19 protein-coding genes are annotated in these 17,996 nt (G+C 61.6%); 3 read left to right on the top strand and 16 right to left on the bottom strand.

Going from position 1 to position 17,996, the window contains the following annotated elements; all coding sequences use genetic code 11:
- Positions 1-12 precede the first annotated feature (12 nt).
- The 16 genes from B0B52_RS18445 to B0B52_RS18370 form a co-directional block, all read right to left on the bottom strand.
- Positions 13-714 (bottom strand): ABC transporter ATP-binding protein, encoded by a 702-nt coding sequence (locus B0B52_RS18445; RefSeq protein ID WP_077595135.1) that lies wholly within the window; start codon positions 712-714, stop codon positions 13-15.
- A 4-nt stretch (positions 715-718) separates the two neighbouring features.
- Positions 719-1,423: an ABC transporter ATP-binding protein gene (locus tag B0B52_RS18440; protein WP_077595134.1), complete on the bottom strand. Its 705-nt coding sequence runs from the start codon at positions 1,421-1,423 to the stop codon at positions 719-721.
- Positions 1,420-2,427: a branched-chain amino acid ABC transporter permease gene (locus tag B0B52_RS18435; RefSeq protein ID WP_077595133.1), complete on the bottom strand. Its 1,008-nt coding sequence runs from the start codon at positions 2,425-2,427 to the stop codon at positions 1,420-1,422. The genes B0B52_RS18440 and B0B52_RS18435 overlap by 4 nt, the downstream gene beginning before the upstream one ends.
- Positions 2,424-3,281, bottom strand: coding sequence for a branched-chain amino acid ABC transporter permease (locus B0B52_RS18430; RefSeq protein ID WP_077595132.1), 858 nt, complete (start codon positions 3,279-3,281; stop codon positions 2,424-2,426). Before B0B52_RS18430 ends, B0B52_RS18435 begins: the two co-directional genes overlap by 4 nt.
- A gap of 27 nt (positions 3,282-3,308) precedes the next feature.
- On the bottom strand, positions 3,309-4,559 hold the full coding sequence (locus tag B0B52_RS18425; protein WP_077595131.1) for an ABC transporter substrate-binding protein: 1,251 nt from the start codon (positions 4,557-4,559) through the stop codon (positions 3,309-3,311).
- A 14-nt stretch (positions 4,560-4,573) separates the two neighbouring features.
- The gene (locus tag B0B52_RS18420) at positions 4,574-5,470 is read right to left on the bottom strand and encodes a transporter (RefSeq protein WP_217349815.1); all 897 of its coding nucleotides are present in this window, start codon (positions 5,468-5,470) and stop codon (positions 4,574-4,576) included.
- 32 nt (positions 5,471-5,502) lie between these two features.
- Complete coding sequence (locus tag B0B52_RS18415) at positions 5,503-7,005, bottom strand: aldehyde dehydrogenase (protein ID WP_077595129.1); 1,503 nt, start codon at positions 7,003-7,005, stop codon at positions 5,503-5,505.
- Positions 7,006-7,041: 36 nt separating this feature from the next.
- Positions 7,042-8,631, bottom strand: coding sequence for a GMC family oxidoreductase (locus tag B0B52_RS18410; RefSeq protein ID WP_077595128.1), 1,590 nt, complete (start codon positions 8,629-8,631; stop codon positions 7,042-7,044).
- A gap of 346 nt (positions 8,632-8,977) precedes the next feature.
- A complete protein-coding gene (locus tag B0B52_RS18405; RefSeq protein ID WP_254425767.1) occupies positions 8,978-9,958 on the bottom strand; it encodes an alcohol dehydrogenase catalytic domain-containing protein in 981 nt (326 codons plus the stop codon).
- An 83-nt stretch (positions 9,959-10,041) separates the two neighbouring features.
- A complete protein-coding gene (locus B0B52_RS18400; protein WP_077595126.1) occupies positions 10,042-10,569 on the bottom strand; it encodes a 2,4'-dihydroxyacetophenone dioxygenase family protein in 528 nt (175 codons plus the stop codon).
- A gap of 13 nt (positions 10,570-10,582) precedes the next feature.
- A complete protein-coding gene (locus tag B0B52_RS18395) occupies positions 10,583-12,379 on the bottom strand; it encodes a carboxylesterase/lipase family protein (RefSeq protein WP_077595125.1) in 1,797 nt (598 codons plus the stop codon).
- Between the two features lie 565 nt (positions 12,380-12,944).
- Positions 12,945-13,436, bottom strand: a complete 492-nt coding sequence (locus B0B52_RS18390; RefSeq protein ID WP_077595234.1) for a DoxX family protein — start codon at positions 13,434-13,436, stop codon at positions 12,945-12,947.
- A 17-nt stretch (positions 13,437-13,453) separates the two neighbouring features.
- Positions 13,454-14,260: a putative DNA-binding domain-containing protein gene (locus B0B52_RS18385; protein WP_077595124.1), complete on the bottom strand. Its 807-nt coding sequence runs from the start codon at positions 14,258-14,260 to the stop codon at positions 13,454-13,456.
- The gene (locus tag B0B52_RS18380) at positions 14,257-15,165 is read right to left on the bottom strand and encodes a DUF692 domain-containing protein (protein WP_371327411.1); all 909 of its coding nucleotides are present in this window, start codon (positions 15,163-15,165) and stop codon (positions 14,257-14,259) included. Before B0B52_RS18380 ends, B0B52_RS18385 begins: the two co-directional genes overlap by 4 nt.
- Positions 15,166-15,211: 46 nt before the next feature.
- Positions 15,212-15,502: a DUF2282 domain-containing protein gene (locus B0B52_RS18375; protein WP_077595123.1), complete on the bottom strand. Its 291-nt coding sequence runs from the start codon at positions 15,500-15,502 to the stop codon at positions 15,212-15,214.
- Positions 15,503-15,651: 149 nt separating this feature from the next.
- Positions 15,652-16,254: a peroxiredoxin gene (locus B0B52_RS18370; protein WP_254425766.1), complete on the bottom strand. Its 603-nt coding sequence runs from the start codon at positions 16,252-16,254 to the stop codon at positions 15,652-15,654.
- Positions 16,255-16,377: 123 nt separating this feature from the next.
- Here B0B52_RS18370 and B0B52_RS18365 point away from each other — a divergent pair, with 123 nt between their 5' ends.
- The 3 genes from B0B52_RS18365 to B0B52_RS18355 form a co-directional block, all read left to right on the top strand.
- Entirely contained in the window at positions 16,378-16,944 is a 567-nt protein-coding gene (locus tag B0B52_RS18365; RefSeq protein WP_077595121.1) for a sigma-70 family RNA polymerase sigma factor, read from the top strand.
- A gap of 14 nt (positions 16,945-16,958) precedes the next feature.
- A complete protein-coding gene (locus B0B52_RS18360) occupies positions 16,959-17,201 on the top strand; it encodes a zf-HC2 domain-containing protein (protein WP_077595120.1) in 243 nt (80 codons plus the stop codon).
- Positions 17,202-17,702: 501 nt separating this feature from the next.
- On the top strand, positions 17,703-17,996 hold a 294-nt coding region (locus B0B52_RS18355; protein WP_077595119.1), incomplete at its 3' end, for an RNA-binding protein.

Here is a 17,996-nt window from a genome sequence, read left to right as displayed (position 1 = left end):
TGAACATCGCCTTCAAGCCAAATAGCTTTTTTGCAGGATATCGGGCTCGTCACGCAGCGTCTGCGCCGGGCCGCACCAGGCGGTCCGTCCACGTTGTAGGACGACAGCGCGTTGGGCGAGGCTCAACGCCAGTGTGGTGAACTGCTCGATCAGCAAAACGCCGACACCGTCCGCTCCGACGCTCTGGAGCACGTCGGCCAGTCGCTTCACAATCAGCGGAGCCAGCCCGAGCGATAGTTCGTCGACAACCAGGATGCGGGGCCGCGCCAGCAGCGCCTGCGCCATACAGACCATCTGTTTTTGCCCCCCGGAAAGGGAACGCCCGAGGTGTTCGAGCCTGGAATCCAGTTCGGGAAAAGTTCTCAGCACGCGTTTGATCGCAGGCTCGACCTCATGGGCGGGCAGCACCATGGCCGCGGCGCGCAGGTTGTCGTGGACCGAGAGGCTGCCGAGCACATGGTGGCCTTCGGGCACGATCGCGAGCCCCGCCCGGCGCACCGCATCGGGCGCAAGGCCATCCAGTGTCACACCGCCCATGCGGACTTGACCTTGCGACCGCGGGATGGCGCCCGCCAGTGCGAGCACGATGCTCGACTTCCCTGCGCCGTTGGGACCGAGCATGGCGACGATCTCGCCGGGCGCGACGTCGAAATCGACACCGTGGACAACGGGTTTGCCGCCGCGGGAAATATGGAGTTGCCGGACTTCGAGCATGGGGTCAGCTTCCGAGATAGGCTTGCCGCACGACGGGATCGTCGAGCACGGCGCGGGTCGGCCCCAGCGCAAGCTTCTTGCCGAAGTCGAGCACCAGCGTCTGCGTGCACAGGTTCGCGATCAGATCCACGTCGTGATCGATCAGCAGGACCTGAGCGCCGAACTGTTCGGGGATGGCGGCGATCGCGTCGCGAAGCACGCGCGACTCACGCTCGTCCAGTCCCGCACCTGGCTCGTCGAACAGGATAAGCCGGGGCTTGCCGACAAGCGCTTTCGCCACTTCAACCATGCGGCGTCGGAACAAGTTCAGCTCACCGCCGCGCGTGGCCGCGCAGTCCAACAGTCCCGTGTGCTCCAAAGCGCTATGAACCTGCCGTTGGGCATCCCCCAGCGCGTGCGGTACGTGATCAAGCATGGCCTGCACGTTGTCCCAGGTGCTCAGGTCTTCGACAACCTGTTCGGTCTGGAACGATCGGCGTAGGCCCAACCGGACTCGGCGCGCGGTGTTCATACCCAAAAGAGGTGTGCCGTTGATGCGCACCTCCCCCGCCTTCGCACGGACAAAGCCGCTGAGAACATTGACCAGCGTTGTTTTGCCTGCGCCGTTGGGACCGATCAATCCGCACACCGGCGCGTTCAACACGGCGTCCAGCCCGTCGATAACGGTGACAGCGCCGAACGCGACCGTCAGGCCGCGAATGTCGATCATGATGCCGTCCTTTTCGCACGTATGCGGGAAATTGCTGCCATCCATTGACCGACAAGTCCGCGCGGCGCCGTGATGAGGGCGTGCAAGAGAGCGGCGCCAAAGAAGATCATGGCCAGGTAGCCGTTCACGCCCAGGTCGACGAGCAACGACGGCACCGCCCGCAGGAGCAGCCCGGCCACAAGCGCACCGGCCCAGTGATAAGCGCCCCCGATCAGTGTGAGTGCAAAGAGCATCACCGACTCGCTGGCCGCGAACGCGCGGCCGTCCAGCTGGCCCACCGCGCCCGCAAGTAACGCGCCCGCCACACCGGCGCACACACCCGCAAGACCAAAGGCCCAGGTCTGGTAAAGCAGTACATTGACTCCCGCACCCTCGGCCACCGCCTCACCCCGCCGGATCAACGCCCATGATCGACCGGCGCGCGTGCGGCGGTGCAGTTCAATGACAGCGAGCATGGCCGCCAGCCAGGCAGCGACGTAGGCCAGGTAAGCGCCCTCGTCCTGCGCGATTGCGGGCCGGGGCATCACCAGTCGTTCGCTACCGGTGATGCGCCCGAGCCAACCAGGCCCACCATCGGGGAATCCCGTCGCGCTGACCACCACTTGAAAGCCCCCGGCAAGCATGAGCGTCACCAAGGCCAAGTAGAGGCCTTTCAAGCGCAGCGCCGGCAATCCGGCGAGCATTCCCAGCACTCCGGCGGACAGTCCGCCCGCGATCACGCAGGCCTCGAATGGCCATTGCAACCCGTGGCCGACACGCAGGGCGACCCAACCCCCTGCACCCAGTAGGGCGTATTGGCACAGGCTCACCAGTCCCAGCTGCCCGTAGAGCAGGGACACGCCCGCAGCCGCGATGGCCAGCGCCAAGGATGAAGTCAGCGTCTTGATCCAGTAGGCGTTCGCGATCCACGGGAGCATCGCACCGAGGACCAGGACAAGCAGCACCATGCGTGCAAGGGCAAGGTGGGCGGCACGCCGCTCATGTCGGACAGAATCAGGAGTCATGCTTTGCGGGATGCGTCACGCCAGAGCACGATGGCGGCGAGCGCAATGAGAAAGGGAGTGGCGGCCCTGAATGGCGAGAACCCGGGCACCAGCACGGCGACTGCCTCCAGGATTCCGATGGCCAGGCCCGCAGCGGCCGTGGCGGGTAGGGAAGAAAGGCGGCCGATGATGGCGGCGGCGAAGGCAGGGATGACAAGAAAGGTCAGCACCGTGGCCTGTAGCCGGACGATGTTGGCCAGCAGCAGACCACAGACGCCGGCGAAGGCGCCAGAGATCACCCAGGCGGCGGTATCAACCTGAAGCACCCGAATTCCGAGGATGGCGCTCAGCTCGCGCTGATCCGCCAACGCACGCATTGCCAGCCCGATGCGGGTCCGCGCGAGCAGCAGGCCGACGGCGGCCATCATCGAAACGGCCAGTGCCAGGCCGACCACGCGCGTGTAGGTGAGACGCACTTCGGCCAGCTCGATTGCCTCGCTGTCGGTCGGGAGTACCAGCCTGCGTGGCTGCTCACCCCAAAACCATTCGGTGAAACCGAGCAGCACGAGCGCGAGGCCCAGTGTGCCGATCGAGCGCACCGTCGGGTCGCTGGCAGCAAGCCGGGGAGCCAGCAGTCGCCCGTATGCAAAAGAGATCACAACGGCGGTAGAAACCGCGGCGAATGCGGCAAGCAGCAGGGGCCACTCGCGGTCCAGCGCCGACCAGGCCACATAGGCAGCGATTGCGCCGAGCGCGCCAAACGCAAAGTTCAGCACGCCCGACGACCGGTACAGGACGACCAGGCCCACGCCTGACATGGCGTATACCGCGCCCACACCGAGGCCGGAGACCAGGAATGGCAGTATTTCAGACATGGCAGAGGTGGCGGCTTCGGATTGAAATCAAAGGCCCAGCTGCTTTTCCTGCGCGCGCAGGTCGGCCAGTTCGGGGTCCGCAGCCATCACGCAGCCGCTGCTTACTTGCTTGAAGCCGTTGCCGCTCACCTGCGCGATGGGGCCGCTGCTGTTGGCGTTGTGGCGTGCGCCGGCACCTACGTAGAACGGTCGGCACAGAATGTCGCTCTGAAAGCCCTTCACATTGCGCAGCGCGGTACTGACAGTGGCGCGGTCAATCTTTTTAGGATCGAGCTTGAGCAGAGCTTCGGTTGCGATGCGAGCGGCCAGATAGCCCGCCTGCGCGAAGGAGTCGCGCGGGTCACTTTTGCCAGCGAAGGCCTCCATGGTTGCCTTCCAGTTCATGTTGTCCTTGCCAGCGGACTCAACGGGCATGAACTCCAGGTGGATGTCGAAGTTGCCGTTCCACGCCGAGCCAATCGTCTTGGGTACATCGAAGTTGTAGGCGGGTGTGCTGCTGACGAAACGGATCTTCTTGGCAAGACCCTGCTGCTCAGCGGCTGCAAGCATCGGCACCATGATGCCCTTAGGCAGATTCAGGATGATGACGTCCGGCTTCTTCGCCGCGGCCTGCAGCATCGTGGAAGTGGCATCCGGAGATCCAGGATCAACGGTGATCACGTCGACTTCAACACCATTGACCTTCCCCCAATCCTTCGCACCATCGCAGGCCCAGTTTCCCAGACTCGGAATGTTCGGGATGACACAGACCATCCGCTTGGCTTTGTACTGCTGGGCCGCATACATCGCGACGACTGTGGCGGACACGCGTGGTCCGGTATTCACCGGCACGTAGTTTTTCGCAAAAAAACATTCGCGCGGCACGCCGACGCCGGCAATCACCATGACATCTTCCTGGGCATACATCTTGCCGTTGACGCCGCATTCGACGAAGCTGGAACTGCCCACCATCGCGACGACCTTGCGGTCCTTCACGAGCTTGGCGGCCACCTGGGCGGCAACCTCGGGGTTCCATTGGTCATCTGCGATCATGAAATCAACTGGCCGGCCATTGATACCGCCATTGGCATTGACACACTTGAAGTACGCTTGGGCCGCCAGTGCCGAGGCGCTGAAGTCGTCAGGCCCGGTCTTGCCGACAACTGCACCCAGCGCGATGGGCTCGCCCGTCGCCGCCTTGCCGTTGTTCAGCCCGCAAACGGGCTTGCCTTGCGCCAGCGCGCTGCCACCTGCCAGCAGGGCCGCGGCAATGAGAACTGTTTTGAAAGTTTGTTTCATGGTGATCTTCCGGTTTAGAAAGGAATGATGGTCTTGATCCACAGCGCACTGCCTTCAGGGCGGTTGCGCACAGACATCTCACGCTGCCATTTGGCTGTGATGAACCAGCCCTTGCCGTTGTCGTACTTCACAGACGGCCCGATGGCGAAGGCTTCGCCCTTGGTACCCGGCAGGGAAACGCCAGCCCTTTTGTCATTGGTCAGCTGTTGCATCGCGTAGCCACCCACTCCGAGCACCCAGCCGTTGCCCAGTCCCCAGCCGGCCGAATAGTCCAGATAGGCCTCGGCGCCGGAGCGATAGTTCGTGTCGGTGTTACGGCGGTTCAGGTTAAAGGTGAGCTTGAAGTCGCCATTGAAACCCTTCGCATCGATGTAGCTCATCGTATAGAGCGGCTGGAGCGACCAATAATTGCGACCAATGTTGGCGAGATCACCCCTGTTATAGCTCCCGGTCGGTGCGACGAAGTCGACCGCAGCGACGCTGTGCAAATTGGGGGAATGGTGAAATGCCAACCCCGGGCCGAAGGTGATGTCGCCCAACCCCGTCTTTTTCTGCGATGCGCCCGGGACCTTTACTTCCAGGTCAACCAGCGGCACGATCGCATGCAACACCAAGTTGCCACCGGCGAAGGTGGTAGGTGTCGACCATACGAATCGGGTGGCGGCGGCTGTGGCCCCGACCTTGAAGGTCGGCAGGGGCACGTCGTTGCCCGCGTTGTCTTTAAGCTTGTTCGCACGGTAAACGTTGCCGTACTCCAGTACATAAAAGCCTGGCGGCGGCGCGGCACCTACCAGAAAGTTTTCGACTCCGCCGTTGTAGCTGGAGCCGCCGCCTTCGCCGGCCTCGGCCGCAGTCGCGATACAAGCTAGCGCCAACACCGCGACCGCGGTAGGCGTTCCCATTTTTCTCATACTGTCTCCTCAGTTGTGGTTGTGTCGGTGCGTCAAACCGACATGCAGACGCTCTTCTGTTCTGTATAAGACTCGACCGCAGCACGACCGAGATCCCGGCCAAAACCGCTTTGCTTGTAGCCTCCGAATGGCAGGTTGGCGTCAAGCAGGTTGTGGGTATTGACCCAGACCGTTCCGGCTTTGATGCGGGGGATGATCCGATGCACGGCCGACAGGTTGTTCGACCAGACGCTGGCTGTCAGTCCGAAGGGCGAGTCGTTAGCCTGGCGAATGGCGTCCTCCACGTCGTCAAAGGGCATGGCGACGAGCACCGGGCCGAAAACCTCTTCGCGCACGACCTGCATGCCGGGATTGACGTCCACGAAAACTGTAGGCTTGATGAAACAACCAGCATCGCGTGCGCGCTCCCCACCGGTCAGGGCCGTGGCTCCTTCGCGGCGGGCGCCGTCGATGAACCCCATAACCCGTTCGAAATGCCGACGCGACACAACGGGCCCCAGTTGCGCGGTGGCATCGAACCCAGATCCAATACGCATTCCCTCAGCCTGGCGGGCCACCTCGTTCACGACCTGGTCGAACAGGGTCCGATGAACATACAGGCGCGAACTCGCGGCGCAGACCTGGCCTTGGTTAAAAAAGATACCCATGGCCGCGCCCGCGGCCGCGGCGACAGGGTCGGCATCCGGCAACACAATCATGGGGGACTTGCCGCCCAACTCCAGTGTGAAACGAGCCATGCGGTCGACCGCGGTGTGGCCAATGGCACGCCCGGTCTGCGTACTGCCGGTAAAGCTGATCTTGTCGACACCTGGGTGCGCGCACAGCGCAGCGCCAGCTGTCCCGCCACCGCATACCACGTTGAGCACACCGGCGGGGATGCCCGCCTCCAGAGCGAGCACGGCCAGGCGCAACGCTGTCAACGGCGTTTCGGGTGAGGGCTTGAGCACCACCGTGCAACCGGCTGCGAGGGCCGGGGCGATCTTCCAGAGCGCGATAGCCAGCGGGAAGTTCCACGGCACCACCGCGCCGACCACGCCCACGGGTTCGCGTTGTGTGTAGGTGTGGTAACGGGCACCCGGTGGAAACGGAATCGAAGGCTGCAGCGTGCTGCCTTCAAGCTTGGTGGCCCAGCCAGCCATGTAGCGCACGAACTCGGCCGAAAAGCCCACGTCGATCATGCGCGCGACACCCTGCAGCTTGCCGCTCTGCAGTGTCTCCATCGCGCTCAGTTCGTCCCCATGCTCTTCGATCAACTGGGAAAGGCGGAACAGTGCACGCTCGCGGTCGGCCGGCCGCATGCGGGACCAGACCGAGTCCTCCAGTGCCCTGCGCGCCGCAGCAACAGCGGCATCCACATCGCCCTGGTCACTGTCGGGCGTATCGGCCACGGTCATTTCCGAAGCAGGATCAACCACATTGACGCGCTTGCCGCTGCGGGATTCGCGGAATTCACCGTCTATGAAATTGCCGAAACTGTGCTGCGAGAGGAAGCCGATACGTGCCAGCTCCTGTTGGGAAAGGTCTTTTGGGTTCATGGTGCAGGATGGTTTGGGGAAGAAAAATCGCCTGGCTCAGCGGCCGAGCATGAACTCGGCGCCGCGCTCGGCGATCATGATGGTGGGTGCATTGGTGTTACCGCTGCAGATCGTGGGCATCACCGACGCATCGCACACACGCAGGCGACCGACGCCGTGCACGCGCAATTGGGAATCGACGACAGCCAGCGGATCGTTCCCCATGCGGCAGGTACCCACGGGGTGATAAACAGTCTTGGCGTACTGACGCACGAACTGCTCGAGCTCGCTGTCAGGCATGTGCTCTTGAGGCCCGGGGTAAAGCTCTTCGGCGACGACCTTGCGTAGCGAGGGCATGCGCATGATGCGTCGGGCCAGCTTGAGGCCGCGCACGAGCGTATCCACGTCTTCCTGAACCGACAGGAAACCGCCATCGAACTGCGCCTTGTCCATCGCATTCGCACTGACGGCTTGCACACGCCCCCGTGACTTCGGGCGCAGGAAGCAGGGGTCGATCGAGATACCGTGCACCTCTGGCATCGGACGATCCACGTCGCCCACCAGCACCGGCAGTACGTGGAACTGCACATCGGGACGGCCCGTCCCGGCAGTATCAACGAAACCACCGCTCTCCACCACGTTGGAGGTGAGAAGGCCTGTCTTGAACAGCTCCCATTGCACGCCGTGCTTCAACGCAGTCAGGCCCTTGTCCTGGCCGAGCAGGCTGATCGGCTCCTTGCAGCGACCATGCGCAATGATCTCGAGATGGTCCTGGAAGTTTTCACCCACCCCAGGGAGGTTGCGATGCACCGGAACGCCAAGTTTGCTGAGCAGTTCGCCGGGACCTATGCCCGACACCTGCAGCAGCTTCGGCGACGCGAGCGCGCCCGCGCTCAGCACAACCTCGCGATTGGCAAGCGCCTTCACGCTGCTGCCATCGTTACGGCGGTACTCGACGCCGGTCGCATTACCGCCCTCAAGCGTAACGCGCAGCACATGGGCCCCATTCACCACGGTGAGCTTCGGGTCGCCAAGAACCGCAGCAAGGTAGGTGGCGGCGGTGCTGCCACGCGAGCCGTTGATCGTCGTGGTCTGGTAGAAACCTACGCCTTCCTGGGTGCCGCTGTTGAAGTCGTCGTTATACGGAAGGCCTGCCTCCTGAGCGGCCTTCAGGAACGCCAGACTCAATGGATGCCGATACTTGGTGTCACTGACATGCAACGGTCCGTCGGTGCCATGCATCTCGCCGGAGAAGCGCATGTTGCTCTCGGCACGCTTGAACGCGGGCAGCACATCGTTCCAGCCCCAGCCGTCGCAGCCCGCGTCAGCCCATGCGTCATAGTCGGCGGCCGTGCCGCGGATGTAGACCATCGCGTTGAGAGAGCTCCCACCGCCGGTCATGCGCCCCTGCGGCACGTACATCTTGCGGCCGTTGGCGTGCGGCTGGGCGACTGTTTCGTAAATCCACGAACGCTCGGTTCCGATGACACGAACGAATGTCGCCGGCATCTTTACAAACTTGCTTGCATCAGTCGGGCCGGCCTCGAGCAGCAGCACCGAGTGCCCTGCCTTGACAAGACGGTACGCGATCACACATCCGGCCGAGCCGGCTCCGACCACGATGTAGTCGACGACTTGAGTTTCCACCGTTTGTCTCCTGTATTGTTTTACTCAGACTGGATGGTCGGCGAGCAAACGGCCTGTTTCAAGACAAACCGCGCCAAGTGCGCTGTAGATCAATTCGTAGTGCCCGTTGAGGCAGTCAAGCAACTGGCTATGAGAGGCCGCGAACCGTTGGGTTAGGGCTATTCCGACATTCACTGGGTCGTGCGAGTTCGTCCGTCTTGGAGACCGAGGTGCTGGTTGTGTGCAAATAGCGTCATCTTGTGTCGCTGGTTTTAAGCGGACGCGGATGGCCCAGATTCAGACTGTCAGATAACCGTTCCGCCCAAAACGCGCACACGACGCCCAGCGTAAAGTGTTAATACAAAAGTCATTTCACATCCTCCAGATTGGGCGCGACAAGAACCTTTACTTGATCCTTGTCGGCCAGCAGAGCGTCAAATCCCTGCGGTACAGCCAGCGCGAGCGATACCTCGCGAGTAACGATGGCCGACGGGTCAATCAGGCCTCTGGAAGTCCATGCAATCAGCGTAGGGAAGACATCTCTGTATCCGACACTTGCCGTCAACCGCAATTCACGGTTGACGATGTCGAAGATGTCCACCTGGGCCTTCCCCATCAGCCCGACGAGCACTGCCTCGCCACCTTTGCGGACACAGGCGAGCGCCCCGTCTAGCGTGGCTTGCAAGCCCGCCACTTCGAATGCGATAGCGGCACCGCGACCCGAGGTCGCCGCAAAAACTGCGCTTGCGCTGTCCTCGCGAGCCGCATCCACGACCCTGCTGGCGCCCATCACGCCAGCAAGCGCCAGGCGACGGGCATGAACATCCACGGCGATGATCTCTCCGGCGCCGCACTGGCGCAGCATGGCCACAATGAGGAGACCGACCGGGCCCATGCCAAATACCGCGCAAGCATCGCCCGCCCGCAGCCCGCTCGTGCGCACGGCGTGCAAGGCTACAGCTGCAGGCTCAAGTGCCGCAGCCTGGTCGAAACGCACTTCATCAGGAAGCGGGTGTACCGTGTAGGACGGCACCACCACCGTTTCCGCGAGCGCTCCATCGCCCATGAGGCCTATAAAACCCATCGCAACGCAGCGGTTGTACTGACCTTGTCGGCAGTAATCGCACTTGCCGCAACGGTATTCGGGCTCGACCGCGACACGCGCACCGATCGCGACCTCCCGGTCAGCGGACTCGACCACCGTGCCACAGAACTCGTGACCCAGCGTCAACGGCGCGCGCTGACCCGAAATTGGATGTGGGCAATTGACGGGAATAGCATGAGGCCCATCAACGTATTCGTGCAAATCGCTGCCGCAAATACCGCAATAGGCAACTCGAATTCGCACCTCGCCTGACTGCAATGCGGGCTCCGGGAGGTCCACAAGCCGCAAGTCCCGTGGCCCATGCCAACGCAGAGCCTTCATTGCGCTTAACGGAACAGCGTGTCGACGTAGCCTGCGCCGATGCCGACCTTCTCGTAGTGCTCGCGGCAGAGCTTGATGTAGTCATGCACGTCGAAGTGGCCGACGGATCCACCTTTTTCGTCGAGCCAGATCAGCGGCCCTTTGACGATGAAGAATACGCGCATCGGATCGGGGTGTTCGTACGACACCAGCGTGTGCCCCTCACCGGGTGTTTCGTACACGAAATCGCCCGCCGTCGCGATCCAGTCGTGTTCGAGATAGCCCCACTTGCCGGAAATCGTGTACGCGAAGACCTCGTGCGGGTGGTAGTGGCGGTTCACGAGGCCCGGCTGGTCGGCGCGGAGTACATCGGCCCATCTGTTCTCGCTGGGAGAGATCCACAGCGGTCGCGAGGACACTGTTTCGCTGAAGGGCACGTAGTAGCGCAGATCGTCGGTCGCCGCATTGGCGATGTGAACCTCCGGCTTGGCGTCTGGCTTGAAAACATCTGCAAGCGGCGCGATGCCCCGCCAGAACTCGGCTTTGGTTGTCATCTTTGCCTCCTTCTCAAACTTCAAGCCGTGGCCGGAACTGGGCGGCTGGAACGGCACAGCCAAACTCGCGGCACCAAAGCTCGTACTCGGCTGCGTCGCCATGACCTGCGAACAAGGGATTCCATACGAAGAGGCGAGCGTAGATGCGGCAGCGAAGGGTGGCGGGCTCGGCCGCTGAATCAATTCTCAACGCCTGCTTGACCGCCGCCATGTCCGTGCTGAGTCGTGCCATGCGGATGCCGCCATCACGCGCAGTGTCGAAAAGCAGACAATCGAAACGGCCCTTCTCGATCCTGCGGCGCGACCACTCGCGGCTTGGCACGGTTGGTACGCCATTGCGTGCGAAACTGGTCCAGGCATCGCCCATCGCCTGGGCGAGAACGATCCTGCCCGAACGATTGAACGGCGTGTTGACGCCAAAGATGTCGAGTTCACCGGCCGTGTCGCGGAAGACGAAGGCCATCTCCATGGCGTGTGCTGCGCCGAGAAGCAGGTCCGGGCGCACCAAGGGCACGGCGGGTGCCTCGTCCCAATCGAAACGATAGGTCCAAACGTCGGTGTGCCCCCCCGCCAGCATCGCATCGGCCGGCGTATCGACATGCAGCGCCTTCCAGGCCCACGACTGGTACTTCATTTCGACCTGATAGGCGCGGCGGTCGCGCAACATTGGCAACTTCCCCAGCAGCAGGCGAGAATGCTCGGGCTTGTCGGCACAAAACGTCTTGAACTCGTCGCGATTGCTCCCGAGGATCACCGGCACGCGGTTCCATTGGCCGCGGGCGAAAACTTCAGCCAGCGGCTCGCGCGGCAACACCACGCCGTCGCGCACAGGACGAGGCGCGCGATAGATACCGACGCTGCCCGGCGTGAATGCGCCCAGCAACCGGGCCGGGCTGAGCGAGCGCAAAAACGCCGCAACGTCCACCGCAGGCAATATCGCGAGTTGCTTCTTCGCTTCCGCGCGGTCGGGGGACCGACCTTCGGCGACCCACAGCCGTGCCGTGACCTCGAACGCACTGTCGCGATGGCCCTGCTGCACGTCGTCGCTCCAGTTGACCGCCTGCTCGACGCTGAAGGTCTCGGTCACCGGCGACTGCGCGATCGCACGGTGGAACAAGCCTTGAGCCAACGGGCTCGCCAGCAGCGTCAACACATTCTGCGCGCCGGCAGATTCGCCGAAAATCGTCACGCAATCGGGATCGCCTCCAAAGACCGCGATGTTCTCCTGCACCCATCGAAGCGCAGCAACCAGGTCGAGGGTACCGAAATTGCCGGAGCGTTCCTCGGGGGTGGCATCATCGGCCTCGTGCAATGCGGGGTGCGTGAACCAGCCCAGCACACCCAGGCGGTAATTGACGGTGACAACCACCAGGCCGTCGTGAATTGCATAGTTGCGCGCCGCATCATAGGTCGCCGAAGTTCCTACCGAGTTTCCGCCGCCGTGGATCCACACCATGACCGGCCGGCGTTTGCCGGCGCCGGGTACGGCATCGGGCTTGAACGCTGGCGCGAAGACGTTGAGCGTCAGGCAGCCTTCGTCACCTGCGATCTGACCGCGCTGTTGTGCCGGCACACCGGCCAGCGGGTCTGCGTATTGGGGTGCCATCGAGCCGTGCGTGCGTGCCTCAAGAACACCGTCCCACGGTGCGGCGGGTCGTGGCGCACGCCAGCGCAAGGAGCCCGACGGGGAACTAGCGTACGGGATACCGCGCCAAGCGTGGATGTCACCACGTTCGCACGTGCCGATGAGTTCGCCGGCAGTCACGCGACGGCGCGACTCAGGGTCGAGCTTCTGGCGAGAGGTTTTCATTGTGGTCTTCCGGTTGAGAATGGAAGGAAGATCTAGACCCCCCACGCGGCATCTTCATGACGCTGAGGCGCGGCCGTCCCCATTCTTGTTTTAATCGGAAGTGATGGTCGTGCGACTACCGCGCTCCGCCCACGCAAACCGTGCAAAGTGCGCTCTGGATCAATTCGCAGTTCCCGTTCGGACAGTCAGCAGAACGCCGTCAATACCTTGAATGGGAGGCTGATCCGGTCGCCCGTCTTCTTTGGGAAGACCTTGTGATCAAGCCAATCGTGGGCACAGGCAGCGGACTTTCAGACGCCCATGGCAAGCCCGGTATGAATTGCGCAGCTTCGACAGACTACATTTCAAGGCATCCGATCCCGCCAGCTGGCACTGGCAGGCCCGACAGCTTTTGCTACGGTTTCGCCAATTTCTTATGCCAGTAAAAACAACGGGTTAGGTTGCAGCCGCCGACAGACCCTATTGTTTTCTATCAGCTGACGCAACAGTTATCGACTTACTCCTGAATTGATAGCTACTCATGCCCGTCAATCAAGGACAAATGCCCGATTTGGCATATGAATTTTCAATTCCGGCCGAATCGGGGTGCCAGCCAGCGGTCCAGCGACCACGGGCCCAGGCCATAAATCGCCAGCCCTGCAAGCAGCGAACCCCAGAAGACGTGCTGTTGCAGCGCTGCCGGGGCAATTTCGCTCAGCGAGATCACCGCCACAGCGTTAACAACAAACAGCCCCAGCGCTGAGAAACGCCCGCCCAGACCGAGCACCAGCAAAACCGGAAGCACCAGTTCGCCCGCTGTTCCCATGAACGCCGCGGCCGCAGGCGGCAGCAACGGCACCTTGTATTCATCGGTGAACAGCGCCACCGTGGTGTCCCAGTCACGCAGCTTGGTCAACCCCGACAGAAAAAACACCTGCGCAATGTACAGGCGCGCCAGGAGCGCGGCCAGCGGCTGCAATGCATCCAGCGACCGGGTCAACAGACACCAGGCGTTGAGCCCGCGAATGACCCATGCCGGTTGGCTGCTTGTGGTTGTGCTCGTGCCAGTGGTTGTCATCATTTCTCTCCTCTTGGTTATTGGCACGGATGCGCACCGCAGACCAGGCCGGTCTGTACGGCGTTTGCCAGCCAGATGTTGAAATCAAACACTGAGGCTGCATCGCCCAGACTGTCCACGGCATCCAGTGCATCTGCAAGCGCATGTCCAGCCAGAAGTTCTTCGATCAGCTTGTGTTCTGCTGGACTGCTCAGTCGCACACACGGGTTGAAGCCCTGGCGCCAGACCAGCACATGCTCGGCGCAGCCATCGGCAAGCCGTTGCCCGGCTTGCTGCAGGGAGGGGTCACCCAACAGGTGCGCGTTGACAATGCTGGCCACTGGATAAGAACTTGCTAGCGTCGCCACGCCGGCTCCCAGGCTGAGAGTGACCGGCTCCGCGTCACCTGATGCCAGCAAGGCAAACGAGGCCGGGTCGGCCTCTACATCTGCTGCACTGCTGGCCTCGTGCATCAACCACTCGAGCCGTGCAACATCGCCCAAGTAGGGTTCGGCAGCCAGCTGAGGTGCGGCGTCGATGAAGCCTGCCAGATCCTCGCCCCAACAAGCCATGTCACCGCGTAAAGGCGGATGCACGGACCAGAAATGGCGCGCAAGCATTGCAAAATTTTCTTCTCCCATGAGCTGAAACAGCACCGGGTAGGCCGCCGCGAGGGCGCGTTCCGCCAGCGCCTGACCATTGGCGCGATAGGCCAGCAGGCCGCGTTCGCTCAATCGTCGGGCCGACTGGCCTTGTGGCAGCCACCGCAACAGTGCACTCACATCGCCCGCACCAAGCACGGCCTGCAGCAAAGCCTGTTGCTCCGGGAAATCGTCGCACTTCACGCGGGCACCTCTTGGGCATGCGTCTGAAAAACGCGTGCGCGTGCGGCTTCATCCAGCAACACCTGCAGCGGCGGGATGTCTGTATCCCACTCCACCAGGCTCGCCAGACCCTCCGGCGAGCCGCCAAAGCGGGCCAGTGCGTGGCGGTAGATCTCCCACACCGGGTCGCACACCAGGCTGCCGTGGTCGTCGATCACGATGTCGCCGCAGTCTTTGTGGCCGGCGACATGCACTTCGGCCACGGCGCGGGACGGCAGTTGGTCCAGCCAGTCCATGCAGGCGCGCACCGGATCAGCGGTGCTGCCTGCAAGACGCGCATTGAGCGCATTGACGTAAATATTGTTTACATCGACCAGCAGGCCACAACCGGTGCGACTGGCCAGCTCGCCCAGAAAGGTAGCTTCGTCCATGTCGGAGCTGTTGAAGCTGACGTAGGCAGAGAGGTTTTCAACCAGCAAAACGCGCTTGAGCCGGTCTTGGACCTGCTGCACATTGGCACACAGGACATCCAATGAGCGCCGGTGAAAGGCGATGGGCAGCAAGTCCGCTGCGTGAAGGTTCAAACCGTTCACTTGTCCGCGCGCAAACGATGCATGGTCTGAGACCCGGACCGGATCGATTCGCTCTACCAGTTGCGACAGCTGGTCCAGATGCCACGGGTCCACACCGGCAACAGACCCCAGTGCCAGACCCACACCATGCAAGCTGATCGGGTAGGTCTGCCGCGCCTGCTGCAACACGGCGAGGGCGGCGCCGCCCTGACCAAAAAAATTCTCGGAGTGGACTTCAAGAAAGTCTAGCGCAGGCTTGCTTTCGAGCACCTGCGCGTAATGCGGATGCCGCCAGCCTATGCCGGTGGACATTCCTGCAGGATGCGCCATCTGGGCAAAGCGCTCGGGTGCCAAGAGTTTGCCGCTCCGCTCAGATGACGTCAGTTGAGGCAAAAAGCGATCAGCTCTTTTTGTCCATCATTGGCTTGGCCTTCATCTTGGCCTGGTCGGCCGTCATGCCCTTCATGCCGGTGCAAGTGCCTTTGGCCACATATTTCCACTCGTTCGCATCGTCGCTGACCTTGGACTGGCCTGCGCAGGAGTGGGAGCCGCTGAGGTTGGCGCAATCGTTCTGGCCGGCCTTGGCGATGCCGTAGCATTTTTCTTTGTCCTGGGCAGCAGCAGGCGTTGCAACCAGCATGGTGGACAGCAGGGAAGCTGCTGCTGCAGCGATAAGGGCGCGTTGGTTCATTTGAAATCTCCAGTGAGTTTGCACAAATTAAAGTTAGAAATTAACCAGTGCAGTGAAATTCCTGACTGGTTAAAGCTTAGTCCGGCACGCTGGCGTTTTCTTACAGGGAATTTTCGATCCGCCAAAAAAAAATTGCGCCCGGCTGTTATTCAAAGCAGATCTGCAATGCGGTCCCAAGCCTCTGCAGGGATGCGGCCCACGTAACGTTCAACCACTTTGCCAGACTTGTCAATCAAGTAGCCCGCGGGTAGCTGGGCATGCTGACCCAGGTTGTCGCGGTAACTGTCGTCACCCGTCCAGAGTTGCACAAAGCGTTGCTTCATGGGCACGGTGCGAGCGATGATGCGTTCGTATTCCACCACTTCCTGCATGCGCTTGTCGGTGCTGACGGCCACCAGCTCGAACGGCTTGCCTGCCCAGCCTTCGTAGTTGGTCCGCAGTTCCGGCATCTTGTCGCGGCACACCGCGCAGTTGGTGGACCAGTACAGCACCAGCACCACCTTGCCCTTGAGGGAGGACAGCTTGAACGGAAGGCCCGCAATCGTCTTGCCTTCGATATGCGGTGCGGCGGTGGTAGCCGGCGCGGCAGCAACATTTTCGGCCTTGGGGGAGGACGGCGGTGTTTGTGCCAGCGTGGGTGCGGCCATCCCCAGCGCGGCTAGGGCGGGCACTGCCAGGCAAAGTAACGCCCGGACAGAACGGTAAACGCGATGCGAGGCAGCGGAGACTGATAGTTGGTGGGTGAAGCCCATGATGGTGTCCTTTGATAGCCTGCAGCGACAGTGCAAACGGATTAGTCGCCGTGGAGCCGGGATCCTTACGCTGCTATCCGTTTTTTTCCATGCCGCGCTGCGGTGCGGCTAGACTTGCCATCCATGGCCACCTTCGAAGAGCAACTGGTTGAGCACCGCGTCTACCTCATGCGTTTTGCGAGGTTGCAGCTGCGCAGCGACGCGTGGGCGGAAGACGCTGTGTCGGAAACCATGCTGGCCGCTTTGTCGAAACCCCAGTCCTTCGGAAACCGGTCTCAGCTCAAGACCTGGCTGGTCGGCATCCTCAAACACAAGGTCATTGACCAGATCCGCAGTAATGCGCGCGAAATGGCCGCCCCGGATCACGGTGCCGATGAAGAAGCCGATGAGTTGGACAAGCTGGCCTTCAAAGCCGACGGCCACTTTGCCAATCCACCCGGGAATTGGGGTGACCCGCAACAGACCTTGCAGCAAAGCCAGTTCTTTCAGGTGCTCGATGCATGTGTCGAGCGGTTGCCGCCCGCGTTGGGGCGATTGTTCCTGATGCGTGAATGGCTGGAGTTGTCTTGTGAAGAAGTCTGTAAGGAACTCTCGCTCACGCCGACCAATCTTTATGTCCAGCTGCACCGAGCCCGCTTGCGTTTGCGTGAATGCCTCAGCATTCACTGGTTTGGCCAGCACCCCGGCTGAATGAAGCGCACGAAATGATGAAAGACCTTCCCCTCCATCGAACCTGCAAAGAGGCAGCTGCATTGCTGGTTGCACGCGAAGACCGGGCGCTCAGTCTGGCCGATACTGTCGCGCTGCGTCTGCATTTGCTGATGTGCAAGGCCTGTCCGCAGTTTGAAAATCAGCTACGCACCATGCGGCTGGCCATGGACCGGTGGCGCAATTACACCGGCGACGAGGAAGATGCGCCCGGCGCACCGGCCAAGCAGCTGGAATGAGGGCTGGAATGGGCCTTGCCCAACGACGACGGGCCCGTCCAGGTTGCATCTGCGGCGTAACTTTTGGCAAAAACAACGCGGCCGGATCAACAAAAACGTAAAAAACTGTTCGCGATTCCCGTCATTCTTCAAATCAACCAGTGCTCTTGCGTCATTAATTTGTAAGTGTGTACAAACTTATTGATTTGCCTTTTGTGCTCAAGAAGTTGGTGGTTTCCGCCGAGAATTCATATCTTGCCCAAAAAGCCGCTTTTAGCGCCAGGCAACGCGCTCAAGGGCAAAACAGGTCAAATCTTCAGTGTTGACGCGGGTTTGCGCAAGCCGGGCAGGGCGGCAACCGCTTGTCTTCTATATAACTGACGCATAATATGCGGGGTGTGGGTACAAAATCCACACAGGTTAGGTGATCGGTCAGTTTCGCGCGCTACAGCGGTACGTTTAGATTTGTTGTGCTTTCGGGACCCCATCGCTTTTGTTATTGTGTTTTAGAGGAGTCCCTTCATGGGCAACAAACTATACGTCGGCAATCTGCCTTACTCAGTGCGCGACGAAGACTTGCAACAATCTTTCGGCCAATTTGGCGCTGTCACCAGCGCTAAAGTCATGATGGAACGCGACACCGGTCGCTCCAAAGGCTTTGGCTTTGTGGAAATGGGTAGCGATGCCGAAGCTCAAGCAGCTATCGCCGGCATGAACGGCCAGCCTCTGGGCGGCCGTAGCGTTGTCGTGAACGAAGCCCGTCCGATGGAGGCACGTCCTCCACGCACTGGCGGCGGCTTCGGCGGCGGTGGTGGC

This window comes from Polaromonas sp. A23 (genome assembly GCF_002001015.1).
Taxonomy (GTDB): Bacteria; Pseudomonadota; Gammaproteobacteria; order Burkholderiales; family Burkholderiaceae_C; genus Polaromonas.
This window is presented reverse-complemented; position numbering and strand designations above follow the sequence as displayed.